Below are 18,206 nucleotides of genomic sequence, written 5' to 3' on the forward strand. Positions count from 1 at the left end.
CCCGATCGAAAAAGCAGGCGGGACAAGTGGATGCCCCGCCCGCTGATGCAGCCTCTGTGATCCGGATCAGCCTACCGGGTGAAGGTAGCCCTGATCGTCCTTGGTGTAGTAGCCGGTATCGACCAGCTCCGCATCCATATTGTCCCCCGTGACGACGGTGGGAACCAGCAGATACGAGGGAATGATTCCGGTTCCGTTGTCATAGGAAGCCGTGTCATAGGCGCACTCAAAATCCCAGCCGGCCGAAGCGATCAGTCCGGCATCCGGCGTCTCGCCATTCAGAATCGCGACCGCCAGATCCAGCGTCGCAACCGCCTCGTTGGCCACCGCCTTGTAGACCGTCATGGTCTGCTTTCCGTCAACGATGTTTGCAAGGTTCGCCTCGTCGCCATCCTGTCCGGTAATGATGACGCTGTTCGAGCCGGCATAATCGGAACCGATCGCCTGCGTGACGCCGAGCGCCGTGGAATCATTGGAGCAGAGCGCTACGTCAAGCTGCGTGCCGTCGCTGTAATAGGAGCCGAGAATGTTCTGGAAGCGGGACATTGCCTTGGCGGTATCCCACTGCGCCGTCGCGACCTGATTGAACGAGGTCTGTCCGGACGGAACGACCAGCTTGCCGTCGTCGATGTAGGGCTTCAGAACGTCGTATGCGCCGTTAAAGAAGAAGCCGGCATTGTTGTCCGCCGGATCGCCCGCGGTAAACTCGATGTTGAACGGCCCCGCCGCGTTGTCAAGATCGAGCTGATCTCTCACAAACTCGCCCTGCAGCTTGCCGACGGTGTAGTTGTCAAACGAGACGTAGTAGGAAATCGCGTCGGTGTTCATGATGAGGCGGTCATAGGAAATGACCGGAATGTTCGCTTCCTTGGCCAGCGCGAGAACCTGCGAGAGAGACTCGCCGTCGATGGCCGCCACAACGAGAATATTCACGTTGTCGGCAATCAGTCCCTCGATGTCCTTGACCTGCTGATCGATCTTGTTATCGGAATAGGTAAGCTCCACCTTGTAGCCCTTGCTCTCGAACTGCTCCTGCAGATACGAGCCGTCGCGGTTCCATCTCTCCAGCGATTTGGTCGGCATCGCGATGCCTACCGTCTGCCCGCCGGCCGGAGCCGCCGTCTCTTCCGCCGCTTCCTCTCCGCTCTCTTCTGTATCCGCCGTGTCCGCGGTCTCCTCCGAAGATGCCGTCTCTGCGGAAGCCCCGGTCTTTGCCGTTCCCGCCGCAGATCCGCAGCCTGCCAGAAGCGACGCCGCCATCACGGACGCCAGAACCGCACTCACCAGCTTTTTCTTCATATGTCTTCAGCCCTCCCTTTTGATTCTGATATTTCTCAAAACGCGCTGTGCGCTTTGTCCATATCCACAATCTATCATACATACTGCACAATCAAAATATGACATTTTCGTCATTCAAAGGGCATATATGACATATTTCTGCGGCTGTTCTGTCCGGATCAGCATTATTTTGTTGCTGTGATTCCGCGTTCTGCAAATTTGTCCTGCCGTTCATTCTCCATTCACATGGAGGTACACATCCTCCTGCAGATGAAAGCCGCTGGCAATGATCACCTCATCCATGTTCTCTGCCGTGACCCTGACGGGCGGAATCGAGATATACGGAATGTCATATTTCCCGTCGTTTATGGTTTCCGCCGTGTCCGGCGTCCGCCCCTGCGCCATGGCGACAGCCTCGCGCGCCGCCCGGCCGGCCAGCTCCTCAATCGGCTTGTAGACGGTCATGGTCTGCGTCCCCTCCATGATCCGCTGACAGGCCTCGAGATCGGCGTCCTGCCCTGTGACTGTGACCTGTCCCGCCTTGCGCCGTTCCGCCAGCGCGCGCACCACCTGTCCGGCGATCGCATCATTCCCGCACATGACCGCGTCCGCCCCGGAGATATCCTCCGGGTGATCCGTCATGTAGCGGTAGGCTGCCTCGTCGTTCCAGCCCTCGCACTCCGTCTCGTCAAGCAGCACAAGATCGCTGCGGATCGTCCGGTCAAAGCCCTCGTTCACGAGCGTCACATTGTAGTCCGTCGAGGGGCCCTTTACTTTCACATAGCTCCCTCCCTCCGGCAGCGTGTCATTGATGATTTCGGCCATGCAGGCGCCGACCGCCCCGTTGTCAAACGTGATATACAGGTCCGTGTCCGCCCCGTTCACGATGCGGTCGTAGCTGATCACCTGAATGCCCGCCCGGTGAGCCCGCTCCACGATGTCCGTGAGCGCCCTGCCGTCCACCGCCACCACCACGATGATATCGACACTGCTCTCGATAAAGTGGCCGATAATGGCTTTCTGCTCCTCCGGGCTTCCGTTCGCATTGCCGACGATCACCGACGCGCCCAGCTCCTTGGCGGTCGCCGTGAAGACGTCGCGGTCGCGCTCCCAGCGCTCGATCACAAAGGAATCGAACACAATGCCGATCGAAACGCCGTCCTCCTCCGTCTCCTCCGCGGCGGGCTTTCCCCCGCCGTCCTCCGGGGAGCTCCCGCAGCCCGGGAGAAAAAGCGCCGTCCCGAGCAGGAGCAGACCTGCAAGGAACAGGGCGGAAACAGGCAGCTTACGTATCTTTTCCATGCTATAATATCCTCATGCCTATGAAAAACTGCGGTCAAACCAATCTACCGCTCCATCATAAACCACGCCGCATCCATCTTGCAATTTGGTTCCTGATGGGAGGACTTCTGCTTCTTACCGTCGTCGGTCTTGTGCTGTTCGAGCTTCAGCTCCAAAGGCTCGCGGCCCCTGCCGGGGATCGTTTCGACTACGCGCGGCGCTACGCCTTTGTGGGCGACAAATCGAGCGCGTTTCTGCAGGAGGTCTGCTCCGCAGCTGCCGAAGAGGGGCGCCTTTCCGGCGACTATGTCGGCTTCATCGGCGAAGACCTCGACATGAATTACACCGAGCTCCAGCTCTTCGATATCGCCGTCGCTGCCAAGGCGGACGGCATCATCGTGAACGCCGATGACAGCGATGCCATGCGCGAGGCCATCGGCCGCGCAGAGAAGGCCGGAATCCCCGTCGTCTGCATCGGCACGGACAGCTACGGCTCGCTCCGGCAGAGCTACGTAGGAATTTCCTATTACACGCTGGGACAGGAATACGGCAAGGCAATTGCCGCGCTCGCCTCGGATGAGGTGCAGAACGTTCTGATCCTCACAAGTCCGAACGAAAAGAGCCGCGGACAGAATCTCGTGTTTTCCGGCATCCGCGACTACATCGCAAAGGCAGGGCGCGCCGGCCGCTTTACCTTTGAGACTCTCTCCGTCGGAAACGGCGCCATGTTCTCCGCCGCCGAATCCATCACTGACCTCTTTGGCGGCTCCTCTCTGCCGGAAATCATCGTCTGCCTCGACGAAACCAACACAACCTGCGCCTGTCAGGCCATCGTCGACACCAACCATGTCGGCGACGTCACGATTCTCGGCTATTACGTGAACGACACCATCTGCAACGCGATTGAAAAGCAGATCATCCCTGCGACGCTGACGGTGAACGCGGAGGAAATCGGCCGGAGCGCCGTCCGCTGTCTCGACGAATATCTCTCCACGGGCTTTGTCACCGAATATGTCTCCATCGACATCCGCACGCTGGGTGCGGACAGCATCGGAGACTATCTCTCGCAGCGCGCCGCCGCGGAGGAAAGCGCCGGAAAGGAGGTCTCCGAATGAAGCACGGCCTCCAGAGCAAGCTGATTCTCACATTCCTCCTCACCTCGGTGCTGATCCTCGCGGTGAACCTGTTTCTCTTCCTCAACATCAACCGCACCATCGGGAGAATCGACCGCGTCTATCTCTCCAACCTGCAGATCAGTCTCCTGTCCGACTCCCTGTCCGATACGCAGGAGCAGGTGACCGACTATCTGAGCACCAAGAGCTCCGAGTCGCTCGGGCGCTTCTACGAGGCTGAGGGCAGATACAGCAGCCTCCTTAGCGAAATCCGCCTCGACGAGGAGAGCGGCCGCGTGCAGGTGATGCTCGCTGATATCCGGCATATTTCCGAGAACTATCTCGCCACATGCGAGGATACGCTCTCGGCAAAGCGGGGACGGAACATTCAGAAATACAGGGCCTCCTACGACGACGCCTCCCAGCTCTATGAATATCTGGACAATTACCTGTACAGCCTGAACAATGTGCAGCTCGGGAACAATTCCGCCAATTACGCGGCGCTCCGCCAGTCCTTTCACTCGCTGGAGCTGATCACACTCTTTTCGCTGATCGCGGTCACACTGGCGAATCTCCTCATCACGCTTGCCCTCACCAAGGCGCTGACGGATCCCCTGAGTATTCTGGCCGGACAGGCCAATGAGATCAGCGCCGGGAATTTCGACGTGCCGGAGCTCGAGGTCCGAAGCGGCGACGAGATCGGCATCGTGAGCGCCGCGTTCAATGAAATGGCCGTCAGCATCCGGGGCTATATCGCGAAGCTCCGTGAATCCATGGAGAACGAGAGCCGGATGAAAGAGCGGGAGCTCCTCATGGACTCCCACCTCAAGGAGGCCGAGCTCAAATATCTGCAGGCCCAGATCAACCCGCACTTTCTCTTCAACACACTGAACGCGGGGGCCCAGCTCGCGATGATGGACGGCTCCGAGCGCTGCTACCGCTATCTCCAGAACGTCGCCTCCTTTTTCCGCAACAAGACCAACCGGGAAAAGCAGGTCACGACACTGGCCGACGAGATCGCGCTGGTGGACAATTATCTCTACATCATCAATGTCCGCTTCTCGGGTGAAATCTCCTATGATAAGCGGGTGGACGACGATCTGACGGGCATCCTTGTTCCGAGCATGATTCTCCAGCCCATCGTCGAAAACGCGGTGAACCACGGCGTCCGCGATATCGACTGGCCGCCCCGGATCATTCTGTCCGTCTACCGGACCGGGGACAGCGTCACCATCGCGGTCCGGGACAACGGCCGCGGCATGACCGCCGGGCAGATTGAGGATATTCTCGCGGGGCGGACGTCCGCACGGGCAAGGGGCGACGAGACGAACGGCGTGGGGCTCGGCAATGTCGTGAGCCGCCTGCAGCTTTTCTACGACAGGGAGGATGTCTTTGACATCACGAGCGCCGGTCCGGACAAAGGCACCGAGGTGCTCCTGTACCTGCCGATGGAAAGCCCTGACCGGAGCTGACACAGCGTGTTTTTCGCATGTTTGTCATGCGCATCTGTCAATCATTATATTTACGAAATCCATACGAGGACAGCCTGTTATGTACCGCATACTGATCGCAGACGACGAGGGCATCGCCATCGACTCCCTCACCTTTATCATCCACAAGGCCTATGGCAGCAAATGCGAGCTCCGCTCGGCCAAAACCGGCCGCGGCGTCATTGAGACCGCCGAGAGCTTCCGCCCCGATATTGCCGTCATGGACATTCAGATGCCCGGCATCGGCGGCATCGAAGCCATGAAAGAGATCCGCCGCTTCTGCCCGGACACCGTGTTCATCGTCCTCACGGCCTACGACAAATTCGACTACGCCAAGGAGGCGATCGAGCTCGGCGTTTACAAGTACCTGACAAAGCCCCTCGACCGCGATGTGTTCGTCGACACCATGAACGGCGCCATGGCGCAGATCGACCGGGAAAAGGAGCGCCGCAGCAATACTCTCAGAACATGGGAAAAGCTGGAAACCGTCATTCCGCTCATCGAGAGCGGCCTTGTCTGCTCCCTGCTGCTGCAGGAAAGCTACGGGCCGGAGATCGACCAATACCGCTCGCTCCTCGATATCCGCGAGAGCAGCGGCTTCATGCTGCTCATCGAATGCGGCGAGTCCGAAGAAGCGGCGGGCTCCGCCTCCCCCGCTCCGATGGCCAACCCCATCGGCACGGGGATCCGCATACAGAACTGCTGCACCCGCATCCGCGAAATCGTAAAGGATTACAGCCTCCGCTCCGTTGTGGGGCAGATCATGGCGAACAAAATTCCGGTCTTCATTCCCCATTCCGCCGGGGAACCGGATTACAGCGAGCGCGTCCGCTTCATCGAACAGCTCCGGCAGATGATACAGCAGCTCGAGGACAAGACCGGCGCGCGCTTCCGCATCGGCATCGGGACGGTGAAGCCCATCGGCGAGATGCGGAGCTCCTATCAGGAGGCTCTCCGCTCGCTGCACAGCGGCACAGAGGCCGTCTCGCACGCGGACGATCTGCCGGTGGCCTGCGAATATGAGAAAAACTACCCCATAGAGCTCGAAAACACACTGTTCGACCAGCTCCGCCGCGGGCTCATCGCAGAGGCCGAAGAAAGTGCGGAGCGCTTTTTTGCGTGGATGCAGAGCACCCATGCGGGGCAGGAAAACAGCATCCGCCTGAAAGCGCTCGAGTTCGTTCTCTGGGGAGAGCATCTGGCGTTCGAGGACGGCGGCATGGGGCTGTACCGCTTCACCGACCGGCAGGATTATCTGGATATCGCACGCAGCAGCCCGCCGGACGAGCTCCGCCGCTGGTTTGTGGAAAAGCTGACGGAGGCCGCCGCAAAAATAGCCGGCAAAACCTCCGATCGGACCGGAAGCCTTGTCGGCCGTGCAAAGGACTACATCGACGCGCATTATCACTGCGATATCTCGCTGGACGACGTATCCCGCGAGCTGGACATCAGCCCCTATTATTTCAGCAAGCTCTTCAAGGAGGGCGCGGGCCTGACGTTCATCGAATACCTCACGACGCTCCGCATGAACCGGGCAAAGGAGCTGCTCTCCGATCCCGCCGCCTCCATCCGGGATGTCGGACAGGCCGTGGGCTATCAGGACCCCAACTATTTCAGCCGCCTCTTCAAGCGGCAGACCGGGCAGACGCCCAGCGAGTTCCGGGGACAGTAGCCCTCTGACGCCGGCGCCGGCCGCAATCTCCCTCCGGCGTTCCCCGCATCCGGGCGCGCGGGCCCGATCCGGCGCCTATCTTCCCTGCTGCGGCTCCGCTGCGGGGAGGATAAGCGTCTCGGATGCCACATAGGCGAGCAGCTCCGGCGAGATCGCCTGAAGCGCCGCCGGGTCCGACCACGCCAGCCGGAACGCGTCCGCCCAGCACTCCTGCGCATTGTAGAGCGTCGGAGCCGCGGCATAGGCGCTCTTAGCAAGAAGCTGCTGCCCGAAGCGGCGGTAATACACCTGCCATACCTCGCCCGAGGAGATCGCAAAATAGCTTCCCTCCGCCGCGCCGGCCGCCGTGTCCACATAGTGGCCGATCTCATGCTGCAGACGGAACGGATCGATCTTCACCGCGTCCCGCACATCCGTCTGAATCTCTATCATTCCGTTTTTCACGCGCTCCGCATAGGCGAGCTGCCCGGTGGAGGAAAAAACATAGCGCTGATACACCGGATGGGTCGTAAGGCCCGCGACGCCAAGCCCCGCACCCCCGTGCGCGGACAGGCGGGACGAGCGCAGCACCTCGTCTCCGTATGCGATAAGATAAATTTTCACCCCGTCGGCAGCAAGCCGCGCCCGCACATTCTCCGGAACCATAAGATAGCAGAGCGTCATGCCGTACGCCTCCTCTGCGCTCACGCCGGAGCTCATGAAAATCGGAGTCTCCGGGATCTGCGCAAAATCCGCCTCTGCCGTCACGTGCGCCGCCTGAACCCTCTCGCTCCCCACGGGAGAAGCAAAGAGGAAAAGCGCTGCCGCGGCAAGGGCGGCGATCCGGCGCCTCAAAACGCCTCCGGGCGCTGCGCGCTCCAGAGATAACAGTATGCCTGCGTCCTTGCGGCGAACGGCTCCGTCCTGAGAAGACGCCGAAGCTCCTCCCTGCTGTACCACGCCGGCACGATCTCCTCAAAGGAGGAGCTGCTCGCGCGGAATTCTCCCTCCGCCACGCCGACGATGCACACGTTTTTTTCATTGGAAAAGCCAATGGCGGAATAGCTCTCCCCGATCGTATCCGTGATGCGGACAAGACGGAGGCCGGTCTCCTCCCGGAGCTCCCGCTCCGCCGCCTGCTCCGGCGTCTCCCCGGGGTCGATCATGCCCGCCGGAAAATTATAGACCCACGATCCCGCCGCCATCCGGAATTCCCGGCTGAGGAGGATTCTGTCCCCGGAGGCATCGTGCATGATCATCACCACCGCGTCCACGCGCGGATTGCTCACATCGGCCAGCGTCCGCATATCCGGGTTCCGGCTAATCATTTCATATATTTTCTCCTGTCCGTCCTCCGTCTCGTAACACAGATCATAGCGGGTGATGAACCTGCCCCCGCTCTGCTTTTTCAATCCCCGGAATATCATCCTTATACCCCCTGCCGCGTTTTTACAGCCCGCGGCGGCTCACTTGTCGTTCATCGCCGGAATCAGCTCGATATAGAGCATGTCGAAGCGTTCCCGCAGCCGCCCGCGGATCCGGTTCCGCGCCGCGTGAAGCTTTCGCAGATCAAGGAGAAAGCCCTCGCTGTCCACGTAGCACTCCACCCACGTCTTGCGCCCCGTCTGGATCACGTCAAGAAAGTCGAGCTCATACTCATAGACCGCGAGCTCCTCGGTGCACACCTGCCGCACCTCCTCCATGACCTCCTCCGGCGGCGCGAGGAGAAGCATCTGCCGCAGATTCCTGTGGATCAGCTCCGCCGGCTTCCGGATCAGAATGCAGGACATCAAAATCGCAACCGCCGGGTCGAAATACGGCTCCAGCCATTCATAGCGGGTTCCTTTAAGAAGCAGCTGCATCCCGAACGCGAGGGCCACGGCAAAGCTGCCGAACACGTCCACTTTCCAGACGTAGAGCTCCGCCTCAAGTATCATGGAGGAATATTTTTTGCCGAGATGCCGCAGCACGGCGAACACCGTGACGCAGATCGCGCCGACCGCCAGCTCGAAGCCGCTGATATCCGCCGCATCCACAAGATGACCGCCCCGGAAAATGAGCTGAACATTTTCTGCAATGAGAAAGACCGTGACAACAAGAAGCGCCCCGTATTTGAGCACCATGAACAGCGATTCAAACTGGGAGTAACCGTACGGACGGTCCTCTGTGACCGGCTTGTACAAAAGAGGTATGAGAACCAGAAACGGTCCGATCAGAATGAGGTCAACGCCGTCGAACACCGCGTCGATCAGAATGGAGTGGGATCTGGTCACAAAGAACATGAACAGCTCCGCGACCGCAATGATGAGACTCCCCGCAAAGGACAGCGTCATCGCCGTTTTTTCAATACGCAGCTTTCTCTCTTCACTGGTACTCATAAAAGCCTTTCGAATCCGGGTTTCCGGTTCCGGGGCATGCCCCGCCGCTTTTTCCTCTCCTCTTTCGGAGGGACGGCGCAGGCACGGAGCTCCCCGGAGCCGCGCAGCACATATATTTTATCTCACCGTGGTCGGATCAATGGCGTCCCGAAGCGCGTCGCCGATAAAATTGACGCAGACCACCAGCGTGATGATGAGGATCCCCGGCGGCAGCCAGAGCCACGGCTTATCCGTGAGTATGGTCAGCGACTGCGCGCCGTTCAGCATATTGCCGAGGCTCGCCGTCGGCGGCTGGATGCCCATACCGAGAAAGCTGAGCGCCGATTCGTCCAGAATGGAAATCGCCATGACGCTGGTCGCAAACACGAGGATCGGCGCCGTGACATTCGGCAGAATGTCCGAGAACAGAATGTAGCGGCGGCTCATTCCGGCGATTTCGCTGCCATGCACATAGTCCGCGTTCCGAAGCTCCATGACGCTGCCGCGCACAAGGCGGGCGACGCCCGGCCAGTCGACAAGGCCTAGAATCAGTATGATGTTCCACATCCCCGGCTGAAAAATCGTCGCCGCCACCAGAATCAGCAAAATATACGGAAAGGACATCACCATATCCGTGAAGCGCATCAGCACGCCGTCGAGCGCCCCTCCGAAATACCCGGCGAGAAGCCCCAGCACCGTGCCGATCACCGTGGCGATCGCCGTCGACATGAAGCCGACGAACAGAGACATCCGGGCCCCGTACAGAAGCCGGGAGAGCATGTCCCGGCCGATCTCGTCGGTGCCGAGGAGATGGCGGAGCGACGGCGGCGCGGAAAAATCGGGCGTGATCGCCGTCGGATCGTAGGGCGCAATCCACGGTGCGAGCAGCGCCAGCGCCGCGATCACCGCAAGGACCCAGAAGCTCACGAGCCCCCGCTTATGATATCGAAACCGGCGAAGCACCGATCCCAGATAAGATTCATTCATATCCATCCTCATACCGAAGCATTCTGCGAAAAGCGAACCGCCGGATCCGCCGCCGCATACAGGATATCCGTCACCAGATTGGTCAGAAGCACCACCGACGCGGACAGGAGACAGACCGCCATGATCACCGGATAATCCCTTTGCAGCACCGCATTCATGGTCATCAGTCCGAGCCCCGGCCAGCTGAACACCTGCTCCACAACGACCGCGCCGCCGAAGAGCCCGGGGATTTCCATGGCAAGCACCGTAATGATCGGCACCAGCGCATTCCGGAGGCCGTGCTTCCAGATCACGCGGAAAGGGCCGATGCCCTTGGCCTCCGCCGTGCGAAGATATTCCCGGTTCAGGATTTCGAGCATCGCCGAGCGGATATAGCGGATATTGCGTCCCGCCATCTCAAAGGCCAGCACAAGAACCGGCATGACGAGATACCGCCCCTGCACGCCGGAGCCGGCGGAGCCGAGCTCGCGCATGCCGCCCATCGGGAGGGCACCGAGCTTTACGGCAAAGAGCCAGATGAGGAGGAGCGCAAGAAAAAATCCCGGCACGCTCTGCCCGAAGAATGCCAGCGTCTGAACGAGATAGTCGCCCCGCTCATGCTCGTGCACCGCGCTGTATATCCCGGCTGTCACCGCGACGGCCGTGCTGAGAAGAAGCGCCGTTCCCATCAGCACCAGCGTCGGGCCGAGGTGAGAGAGAATCATGGACGACACCGATTCGTAGGATTTGTAGGAGGTTCCGAAATTTCCCCGCAGCACCTCGCGCAGCCAGTAGAAATACTGGATATACACCGGCCGGTCCAGCCCCAGATTCGCCGCTTTCTGCGCCAGCATGGCCTCATTCACCCGCGGCCCGCCGGCCATAATCTCAATGGGATTCCCCGCAAGGGACATGATCCAGTAGTCGATGACCGTAATGCCAAACAGGACGATGAGCGCGATACCGAGGCGCCTTATAATATATTTTACCATTCCGCGCTCCTCTCCGCCGCTGTCTGTCCCATCGTTTTCGCCTCGATCTGCTCCGCGTGCCAGCACGCGGTTTCATGGAGGACGGCTCCCGCCGCGAAGCGCTCTCCTGCGCCGCGCTGACCGGCGGCGACAGCGTCGGCCTCAGCCTGTGCAGGCAAGGCGGCGCGAAGCTCCGGTTCCTCGCGGCGGCAGCGGTCATCGGCATAGGGACAGCGGTCATGAAAACGGCAGCCCGAGGGAATATCCATCGCGGAGGGCACCTCCCCGGGAGGAATGACAACCGGGCGGTCCCGCTTCGTCGGATCCGCGACCGGCACCGAGGAAATCAGCATCTGCGCATAGGGATGAAGCGGCCGGCGGAAGATCTCCTCCACATCCGCCACCTCGACGATGCGCCCCAGATACATGACCGCAACGCGGTGACTGACATAATGCACCGTACCGAGCCCGTGTGCGATATAGAGATAGCTGAGTCCCCTCTCCCGCTGCAGATCCCGGAGGAGATTGAGCACCTGCGCCTGAATGGAATTGTCGAGCGCCGACACCGGCTCGTCGCAGATGATTACTTTCGGATTCAGAGACAGCGCCTTGGCGATCACGATTCTCTGCCGCTGCCCGCCGGAAAATTCATGCGGATAGCGTTCCTTTGCGTTTTTCGGAAGCCCGACCTGCTCAAGCAGCTCGTCGACCTTTTGCCCCGCATTGCTCCGGTCCGCCAGGCCATGATAGAGCATCGGCGCGGAGAGAATGTCATAGACATGCTTGCGGGGATTCAGCGCGGCATAGGGATCCTGAAAGATCATCTGCAGCTCGGTCCGGATATGCTTCCGTTCGCAGCTCTTTCTATCGGCAAGACTCCTGCCCCGGTATTCCACCGTTCCCTCCGTCGGCTGCTCGATGCCCACGAGAAGACGTCCCACCGTGGACTTGCCGCAGCCGGATTCTCCCACAAGGCCGAGCGTCTCTCCCTCGCGGAGCGCGAAGCTCACACCGTCCACCGCCCGGACAAAACGCTTCGGCTGCGGGCGAAGAGACGGATTCGGCACCGGATAATATTTTTTCAGCTCCTTCACGGAGAGAAGAACGTTTTTCTCACTGCTGCTCATGAATCCCTCCATGCCGAAGCACCTTGGTGCGAGGCGCGCGCCGCAAAAACGCCCTCCGTCGGCTGCGTCTGCCCGGCAGCTCCCGCTCCCGTGTCCGCGGCCGGAATCTGCGCCGCCAAGTGGCAGCGCGCGCTGTGTCCGGGACTGAACTCCCGGTTTTCCTGCGGCTTCACACACTCCGTCGTGACGTACGGGCAGCGGTCCGCGAAGCGGCAGCCGATAATATCGGTATAATTTTCCGGAACCGTGCCCGGTATCGCCGCGAGCTTCCTGTCCGGCGCGTCGTACATGCCGGGCGTCGCCGCGATCAGAAGCCGCGTATAGGGATGAAGCGGATTGCGGAACAGCTCATAGACATCCGCCTCCTCCACGATCTGCCCGGCGTACATGACGATCACACGGTCCGACATCTCGGCGATCAGACCGATATCGTGCGTGATCAGAAGCATGGACATCTGCATTTCCCTGCGAATATCCCGGATCATCCGCATGATCTGCGCCTGTATCGTCACATCGAGAGCCGTCGTCGCCTCATCCGCGATGAGAAGCTCCGGCTTCCCGGCAAGCGCCATCGCGATCATGACTCTCTGCCGCATTCCTCCGGAAAGCTGAAACGGATATTTGCGCATGGCCGCCTCGGGATCGGGCAGCCCCACCCGGCGAAGAAGCTCCTCCGCGCGGGCCGCGGCCTCCCGCCTGTCCATCGTCTGATGCGCGCAAACCGCCTCGACGACCTGGTTTCCAATGGAGAACACCGGATTGAGACTGGCCAGCGCATCCTGAAAAATCATGGAAATATCGCGTCCCCGGACCTCATCCAGCTCGCGACGCGTTAAGCGGAGGAGATCCTTCCCCTCCGGCTTTCTCCGGCTCCGCAGAACGATGCTTCCCGCGTTCACCCTGCCGTTTCTTGCAAGAAGCCCCATGATCGCAAGACTCGTGACGCTTTTCCCGCAGCCGGATTCCCCCACGATGCCCAGCGTCTCGCCGGCGTTCACATGAAAGGAGATGTGGTCCGTCACGGTACGGTCTCCGAAATCACTGCTGAATATCAGCTCGAGATCCTTTACCTCGAGCAGCGGCTCACTCTTCTGTTCCATTCGCGCGGTCAGGGCCCTTTCTTTTGACAACACACCGCGCCGCCGCGCTCCCGCCGGCGGGCAATCCGCCGGCAGGCCGCGTGGCGGCGCCGTCCCATACTATCTTCTGTCCGGAAACGCTTACTTTATCACTGTCCAGCTTTCCACATGATTCAGCGCGCCGTAGAGCGTCGGCTCACAGCCGGAAATACGGCTGCTGACCGCACCGGCATTGCTGATGAAATACATCGAGAACATCGGAACATCCTCGATCATCTTCTCCTGCAGCGTCCGGTAGGCCGCCCGAATCTTTCCATCATCCGTCGCCGTCTGGGTCAGGGCGAGCGCCGCATCCACCTCTTCGCTGAAGTAGCCTCCGGTCCAGCTCAAATCCGGCGTATCGACAAGATACTGCGCGTCAATGTAATAGTCGTTCGGCGTCACCGTATACTGCACGGTAAACAGATCGGCATCGTCCGTTCCGGCCACTGCCATCAGAGAGTCGAGATCCACCGTATGAAGATTGACCTGAATGCCGACGGCGCCGAGATACTGCTGGACGATCTGGCTGCCCTTGACCATCGCGTCGTCCCCGGACCACACATAATATTCCAGCACGGCAGAGGAATCCCAGCCGGCCTCCTCAAGCAGCGCTTTCGCTTTTTCCGGATCGTAGGAGAAGCCCTCGATGCTGTCGTCATAATACGGGCTCGCCGAGCTGACAAAGCCCTCTCCGACCTCGCCGTGACCGCTCAGCAGTCCGCTTACGAGCGTCTCGCGGTCGATGGCATAGACGATCGCCTGCCGCACTCTGGCATCCGGAAGCTTCCGGGTATTGATAAAGGTCATCTGGTTGGTGACGGGCGCGGCATAGCTCACGTTCACATTCTCCAGCGCCTCTGCCGACGCAAGATCACTGTCCGGAATGATGCCGATATTCGGCAGAACCACGTCGATCTCTCCGCTCTTTAAGCCGGCGAGAAGCTCGCTCGCGCCGACGATGCGGATGTTCAGCCGGTCGATCGAGGGCGCGCCGAGGCTGTAATCCTTATTGGCGTGATAGGAAATATAGTGCGCCGCATCATAGTCATCGAGAAAATACGGTCCGTCGACCACGGTCGGCTGATTGAACCAGCTGCTCGTCGAGAGCTCCTCCGCCGGGATCTCCGCCAGCACATGCGACGGAAGAATCGGAATCCATGTGCAGATATTGTTGATGAAAGAAACGAGAGACAGAGGATATGCCGCATGGAACACCACCGTCCTGTCGTCGATCTTCTCGATTCCCTCGATCTCCTCCGCACCGGACGGAGACTGTCCGTTCTCGTCAAAGCCCTTGAAGCTGCTGAAATCAAAGCTCGGATTCGCCACCTCCGGACTGGAAATCCGCAGCATCGTCCAGATCACGTCGTCTGCCGTGACCTGCTCTCCGTCGGACCACTTCACATCGCGGAGCGTCACGGTGAAATCGGTGTTGTTGTCCGTCGTGATGCTCTCCGCCAGCATCTCCTCCCAGTTCGCGTCCGCATCCAGCGCCGCCAGAGGCAGAAACATCAGGCTCTGGGCATACTGCGCCATAAACGTGACATCGATGTTCAGCGGATTGATGGTGCTGAGCGCACTGGTCGCTCCGATATTGACAATCGCTCCGTCCGCAGAGGCCGTCCCGGATTCTGCCGCTTCCGGACTCTCTGCTGCGGCGCTGCCGCCCTCTGTCTCTCCGGCGGTCTGCGTGCTTTCCGCCGTTCCCGCCGCACCGCCGCAGGCCATAAGCCCTGCCGCCATGACAGCCGCCAGTACCACCGATACCAGACTGTGTCCCAATCTCTTTTTCATCTTCTCCTCCATAAAAACAGACATAAAATCGACATCAATCCAACGGGCAGATATTCTTCGGGCAAATATCAGTGAAACGCTCTGTACTTCGGGATCTCCCCCGCTGTCCGGTAGAACAGAGTGGCATCCCGGAAGTCCTCATGATAAAGCGAATAGGGGCCCTTGGTTCTGCGGTCCAGCACGTCGTAGGACAGAATCCGATTGTACTTCTTCGGCCTGTCCGTCACGATTGCGATCCCTTTCTCCGCGAACGGAGCCTCCCGATAATATGCGTCAAATGCGTAAACCTGTCTTCGTTTCCTGTCGACACCTGTCAGTGTGATGAAATGCGCGCAACCGAGCTCCACGCGGACGACGGCCGCTCCGCCCTCCGACAGGCAGCGCACGAGCTCCGAGCCCTCCTGCAGATGAACCGCCCGGCCCGAAAGGTGTCTGACAAGAATCGGATATTTCGTCGCCGCCGCATAATTATTGAACCAGCAGGCGCAGTACTGCATGGCCGCGCAGGAGGTTCCGCAGCGGTACGGCTGACAGTTGGTATTGTAGAGGTCGTTCCCGAGCTGCGCGCAGGTCCGCGTAAACTCCGGCGGAATCTCCGATCTCTGAAACAGCGTCTGAATGGCGTTGATGATCGAGGTCGGCCCGCAGTCATATTCTGTTGACTGATAACGAAGCGGTGTCTTCATTATGAATATCAATCCCTCATCGCGCTGCGCCCGCGGCGGAAAGCCGAAAGACGCGCGCCCCGCGCTCATTCCATCAGATTCCGGATCACGGCTGCCGCTTTCACAAGCTCGTCGACGGTCGTATATTCCTCACAGCTGTGCGCCCGGTGCATCCCGTTTGCCGCCGTGATCCCCGCGATGCCATTTCTCCGGAGCGTATTGGTATCGCTCCCTCCGAAATTCCGGACGGTCCGCGCCGTAATGCCGGCGCGCGCCGCCGTCTCGCGGTACCGGCGCAGCGCAGGATCATCCTCCTCCACGCGGTACGCGGTAAGATGCGGAATCAGCGTGACCTCGCAGGCGGCTCCCGCCGTCGCGGCCTCACTCTCAAACGCCGCCTGCATCTCACGGCAAAGAAGCCGGACCGTCTCATCGGAAAGGCTCCGGATCTCGCCGCCGATGCAGACCTCCTCCGGAACAATATTGAGGCCGGTTCCTCCCTCGATCTGTCCGATGTTGAACGTCGTATAAGGGTCGATCCTCCCCGAGGGAAGACAGGCAATCGCCCGCGATGCCGCCACAATGGCGCTGACCCCTTTTTCCGGCTCAAAGCCGGCATGGGACGCCCGGCCGGTGATCCTTACGCGAAACTCGACCAGCGTCGGCTCCGTCCCGGAAACCGTTCCCGCGGGGCCGCTCACATCAAAGGTGTAGGCCGTGCGGGCGCGGAGATGCGAGACGTCAAAGGCGGAGCTCCCCGCCGTATAGGCCTCCTCCGCGGCAGTAAACAGAAGCTCGATGTTCCGATGGGGAAGACCCTCCTCCACAATGCCGCGGAGCGCCTCCAGAATTTCAGCGATCGCCGCCGCGTCATCGGTTCCGAGCACCGTCGTCCCGTCGCTGGTGATCCGGCCGTCCTCATGAAATACCGCCCGCTTGCCGGTCCCCGGGGAGACCGTGTCCATATGCGCACAGAAAAGAACCGGTGCGGTCTGCGGCGTCATTTCCTCCGCCGGATCAAAATCCTCACGATAAAAATACGCGTAGAGATTGCCGGCATTTCCGCCGATCCGTCCGGCTGCGTCGTCCTCAAAGGCCTCGATTCCCAGCTCGCCGAGCGCTGCCCTGAGATAGTCCGCCATCGCGCGTTCCCTGAACGAGACGCTGTCGATGGAGATCAGCTCCGCAAATTGTTTCTTAAGCCTCTCCCGGTTGATTCCCAATCTGTACTCCTCTGATTCGGACACTGCGGCCGCCGGAATCCTGCGTGAAACAGGGGTTCCGGCGGCATCGGTTCGTAATCGAAACAATAATAACATAAAGAAGCTGAATGTAAAGAAGCGTTTTTTGCTAATTCATACTATTTCTATGTGTTATCCAGAATAATAGGGTATTGACCCCGCAAAGTCAATACCCCGTTTTCTGATATCCGCTTCTGTTTTATTTTCTGTCAATCTATACGACGAGGCTTTCCGAAACGCCCCGCTTAATCCTCCACATGGCCCAGCGAAAGCACGCGGAAGCCCTCTCCATGGATCTCGCTGCAGGGAATCTGCACAGCAAAGCTCGCCGGATCCTCTTTCCGGATCGCCTGCTGAAGCACGGCCACCTGCTTCTGGCTCGTCACGCACAGCACCACCGAGCGCTTGTCCCCGCGAAAGCCCCCGCTCGCCTCAATGATCGTGCTGCCGCGGTCCAGCAGGCCGTCGATCATGCTGCATATTTCTGTGGGATGGTCGGTAACGATCAGATTGACTGTTCCCTCATTGGCGCCCACCAGCAGCCGGTTGATCACCTCCGACATGATGAAGCTCGTGACCAGTCCGTACAGGATCCCGTCGAAATCATCAAAAATCACCGTGTTCAGAGCCAGCACCGCAAAGGCGATCAGAAATTCGATCAAACCCATGGAGAGATGGGGGAAACGGCTCTTGATCGCCACAGAGATGAAATCGGTTCCTCCTGAGGACGAATTTTGACGGTAGATCAGGCCGTAGCCCAGCCCCAGCAGAGCACCGGCGCCCAGCGTCGCCAGCATGCGGTCCCCCTGATAGACCGGCAGCAGCGGCGCCACATAGTCGACCATGACCGAGGAAATGATCATGCAGCGGATGGAGCGCAGGAAGAAGCGCTTGCCCAGCACCCGGACGCACAGCAGCGCCAGCGGAATGTTCAGAAAGAAGTTCATCCAGCCCAGCGGCAGATCAAAAAGACGGTACAGAATCATCGCGATGCCGCTCACGCCGGTCAGCGGCACGTCAAAGCTGACGGCAAAATTATAGGTTCCGATTGCGGCGAGAAAACAGCCCGCAAGCTCTCCCACCATGATCACGCGCTCCCGTTTCCAGTTGACCTTTTTCCACACTTTCTTCATATACAGACAGCAGCTCCTT

16 protein-coding genes are annotated in these 18,206 nt (G+C 59.9%); 3 read left to right on the top strand and 13 right to left on the bottom strand.

Annotation, left to right across the window (positions count from 1 at the left end; translation table 11 throughout):
* Positions 1-66 precede the first annotated feature (66 nt).
* A complete protein-coding gene (locus E0E20_RS07400) occupies positions 67-1,299 on the bottom strand; it encodes a substrate-binding domain-containing protein (protein ID WP_130837566.1) in 1,233 nt (410 codons plus the stop codon).
* Between the two features lie 210 nt (positions 1,300-1,509).
* The gene (locus E0E20_RS07405) at positions 1,510-2,580 is read right to left on the bottom strand and encodes a sugar ABC transporter substrate-binding protein (RefSeq protein ID WP_130837567.1); all 1,071 of its coding nucleotides are present in this window, start codon (positions 2,578-2,580) and stop codon (positions 1,510-1,512) included.
* Between the two features lie 95 nt (positions 2,581-2,675).
* Here E0E20_RS07405 and E0E20_RS07410 point away from each other — a divergent pair, with 95 nt between their 5' ends.
* The 3 genes from E0E20_RS07410 to E0E20_RS07420 all read left to right on the top strand — a co-directional run bounded on the left by E0E20_RS07410 (position 2,676) and on the right by E0E20_RS07420 (position 6,833).
* Positions 2,676-3,674, top strand: coding sequence for a sugar ABC transporter substrate-binding protein (locus E0E20_RS07410; RefSeq protein WP_165444023.1), 999 nt, complete (start codon positions 2,676-2,678; stop codon positions 3,672-3,674).
* Positions 3,671-5,143 carry a sensor histidine kinase gene (locus tag E0E20_RS07415; protein ID WP_130837569.1) on the top strand — a complete coding sequence of 491 codons (1,473 nt, stop codon included), beginning with the start codon at positions 3,671-3,673 and terminating at the stop codon, positions 5,141-5,143. Before E0E20_RS07410 ends, E0E20_RS07415 begins: the two co-directional genes overlap by 4 nt.
* 79 nt (positions 5,144-5,222) lie before the next feature.
* Positions 5,223-6,833: a helix-turn-helix domain-containing protein gene (locus E0E20_RS07420; protein WP_130837570.1), complete on the top strand. Its 1,611-nt coding sequence runs from the start codon at positions 5,223-5,225 to the stop codon at positions 6,831-6,833.
* Positions 6,834-6,908: 75 nt separating this feature from the next.
* Here the strand turns inward: E0E20_RS07420 and E0E20_RS07425 are convergent, their stop codons facing one another.
* The 11 genes from E0E20_RS07425 to E0E20_RS07475 form a co-directional block, all read right to left on the bottom strand.
* On the bottom strand, positions 6,909-7,667 hold the full coding sequence (locus tag E0E20_RS07425) for a hypothetical protein (RefSeq protein ID WP_130837571.1): 759 nt from the start codon (positions 7,665-7,667) through the stop codon (positions 6,909-6,911).
* Entirely contained in the window at positions 7,664-8,239 is a 576-nt protein-coding gene (locus tag E0E20_RS07430) for an NUDIX hydrolase (RefSeq protein ID WP_130837572.1), read from the bottom strand. Before E0E20_RS07430 ends, E0E20_RS07425 begins: the two co-directional genes overlap by 4 nt.
* 39 nt (positions 8,240-8,278) lie before the next feature.
* Positions 8,279-9,190 (bottom strand): cation diffusion facilitator family transporter, encoded by a 912-nt coding sequence (locus tag E0E20_RS07435; protein WP_130837573.1) that lies wholly within the window; start codon positions 9,188-9,190, stop codon positions 8,279-8,281.
* Positions 9,191-9,307: 117 nt separating this feature from the next.
* Complete coding sequence (locus E0E20_RS07440) at positions 9,308-10,156, bottom strand: ABC transporter permease (RefSeq protein ID WP_242622707.1); 849 nt, start codon at positions 10,154-10,156, stop codon at positions 9,308-9,310.
* A gap of 8 nt (positions 10,157-10,164) precedes the next feature.
* A complete protein-coding gene (locus tag E0E20_RS07445; RefSeq protein WP_130837575.1) occupies positions 10,165-11,127 on the bottom strand; it encodes an ABC transporter permease in 963 nt (320 codons plus the stop codon).
* Positions 11,121-12,233 carry an ABC transporter ATP-binding protein gene (locus E0E20_RS07450; RefSeq protein WP_130837576.1) on the bottom strand — a complete coding sequence of 371 codons (1,113 nt, stop codon included), beginning with the start codon at positions 12,231-12,233 and terminating at the stop codon, positions 11,121-11,123. The genes E0E20_RS07445 and E0E20_RS07450 overlap by 7 nt, the downstream gene beginning before the upstream one ends.
* Positions 12,230-13,333, bottom strand: coding sequence for an ABC transporter ATP-binding protein (locus E0E20_RS07455; RefSeq protein ID WP_130837577.1), 1,104 nt, complete (start codon positions 13,331-13,333; stop codon positions 12,230-12,232). Before E0E20_RS07455 ends, E0E20_RS07450 begins: the two co-directional genes overlap by 4 nt.
* A 120-nt stretch (positions 13,334-13,453) precedes the next feature.
* Positions 13,454-15,148: an ABC transporter substrate-binding protein gene (locus E0E20_RS07460; RefSeq protein ID WP_165444024.1), complete on the bottom strand. Its 1,695-nt coding sequence runs from the start codon at positions 15,146-15,148 to the stop codon at positions 13,454-13,456.
* 68 nt (positions 15,149-15,216) lie between these two features.
* Positions 15,217-15,834, bottom strand: a complete 618-nt coding sequence (locus E0E20_RS07465; RefSeq protein ID WP_130837579.1) for a peptidase C39 — start codon at positions 15,832-15,834, stop codon at positions 15,217-15,219.
* 65 nt (positions 15,835-15,899) lie between these two features.
* Complete coding sequence (locus tag E0E20_RS07470) at positions 15,900-17,036, bottom strand: M20/M25/M40 family metallo-hydrolase (protein ID WP_165444025.1); 1,137 nt, start codon at positions 17,034-17,036, stop codon at positions 15,900-15,902.
* Positions 17,037-17,299: 263 nt separating this feature from the next.
* Positions 17,300-18,187: a YitT family protein gene (locus E0E20_RS07475; RefSeq protein WP_130837581.1), complete on the bottom strand. Its 888-nt coding sequence runs from the start codon at positions 18,185-18,187 to the stop codon at positions 17,300-17,302.
* Positions 18,188-18,206 lie beyond the last annotated feature (19 nt).

This window comes from Lachnoclostridium sp. Marseille-P6806 (assembly GCF_900625025.1).
In the GTDB taxonomy this organism is placed as follows: Bacteria; Bacillota; Clostridia; order Lachnospirales; family Lachnospiraceae; genus CAG-791.

Bases quoted from the DNA above. Each gene is read 5' to 3' on its own strand.
- E0E20_RS07400 (WP_130837566.1), bottom strand. From the start codon at position 1,299: ATGAAGAAAAAGCTGGTGAGTGCGGTTCTGGCGTCCGTGATGGCGGCG.
- E0E20_RS07440 (WP_242622707.1), bottom strand. From the start codon at position 10,156: ATGAATGAATCTTATCTGGGATCGGTGCTTCGCCGGTTTCGATATCAT.
- E0E20_RS07420 (WP_130837570.1), top strand. From the start codon at position 5,223: ATGTACCGCATACTGATCGCAGACGACGAGGGCATCGCCATCGACTCC.
- E0E20_RS07460 (WP_165444024.1), bottom strand. From the start codon at position 15,148: ATGAAAAAGAGATTGGGACACAGTCTGGTATCGGTGGTACTGGCGGCT.
- E0E20_RS07435 (WP_130837573.1), bottom strand. From the start codon at position 9,190: ATGAGTACCAGTGAAGAGAGAAAGCTGCGTATTGAAAAAACGGCGATG.
- E0E20_RS07405 (WP_130837567.1), bottom strand. From the start codon at position 2,580: ATGGAAAAGATACGTAAGCTGCCTGTTTCCGCCCTGTTCCTTGCAGGT.
- E0E20_RS07415 (WP_130837569.1), top strand. From the start codon at position 3,671: ATGAAGCACGGCCTCCAGAGCAAGCTGATTCTCACATTCCTCCTCACC.
- E0E20_RS07450 (WP_130837576.1), bottom strand. From the start codon at position 12,233: ATGAGCAGCAGTGAGAAAAACGTTCTTCTCTCCGTGAAGGAGCTGAAA.
- E0E20_RS07465 (WP_130837579.1), bottom strand. From the start codon at position 15,834: ATGAAGACACCGCTTCGTTATCAGTCAACAGAATATGACTGCGGGCCG.
- E0E20_RS07445 (WP_130837575.1), bottom strand. From the start codon at position 11,127: ATGGTAAAATATATTATAAGGCGCCTCGGTATCGCGCTCATCGTCCTG.
- E0E20_RS07475 (WP_130837581.1), bottom strand. From the start codon at position 18,187: ATGAAGAAAGTGTGGAAAAAGGTCAACTGGAAACGGGAGCGCGTGATC.
- E0E20_RS07455 (WP_130837577.1), bottom strand. From the start codon at position 13,333: ATGGAACAGAAGAGTGAGCCGCTGCTCGAGGTAAAGGATCTCGAGCTG.
- E0E20_RS07410 (WP_165444023.1), top strand. From the start codon at position 2,676: ATGGGAGGACTTCTGCTTCTTACCGTCGTCGGTCTTGTGCTGTTCGAG.
- E0E20_RS07430 (WP_130837572.1), bottom strand. From the start codon at position 8,239: ATGATATTCCGGGGATTGAAAAAGCAGAGCGGGGGCAGGTTCATCACC.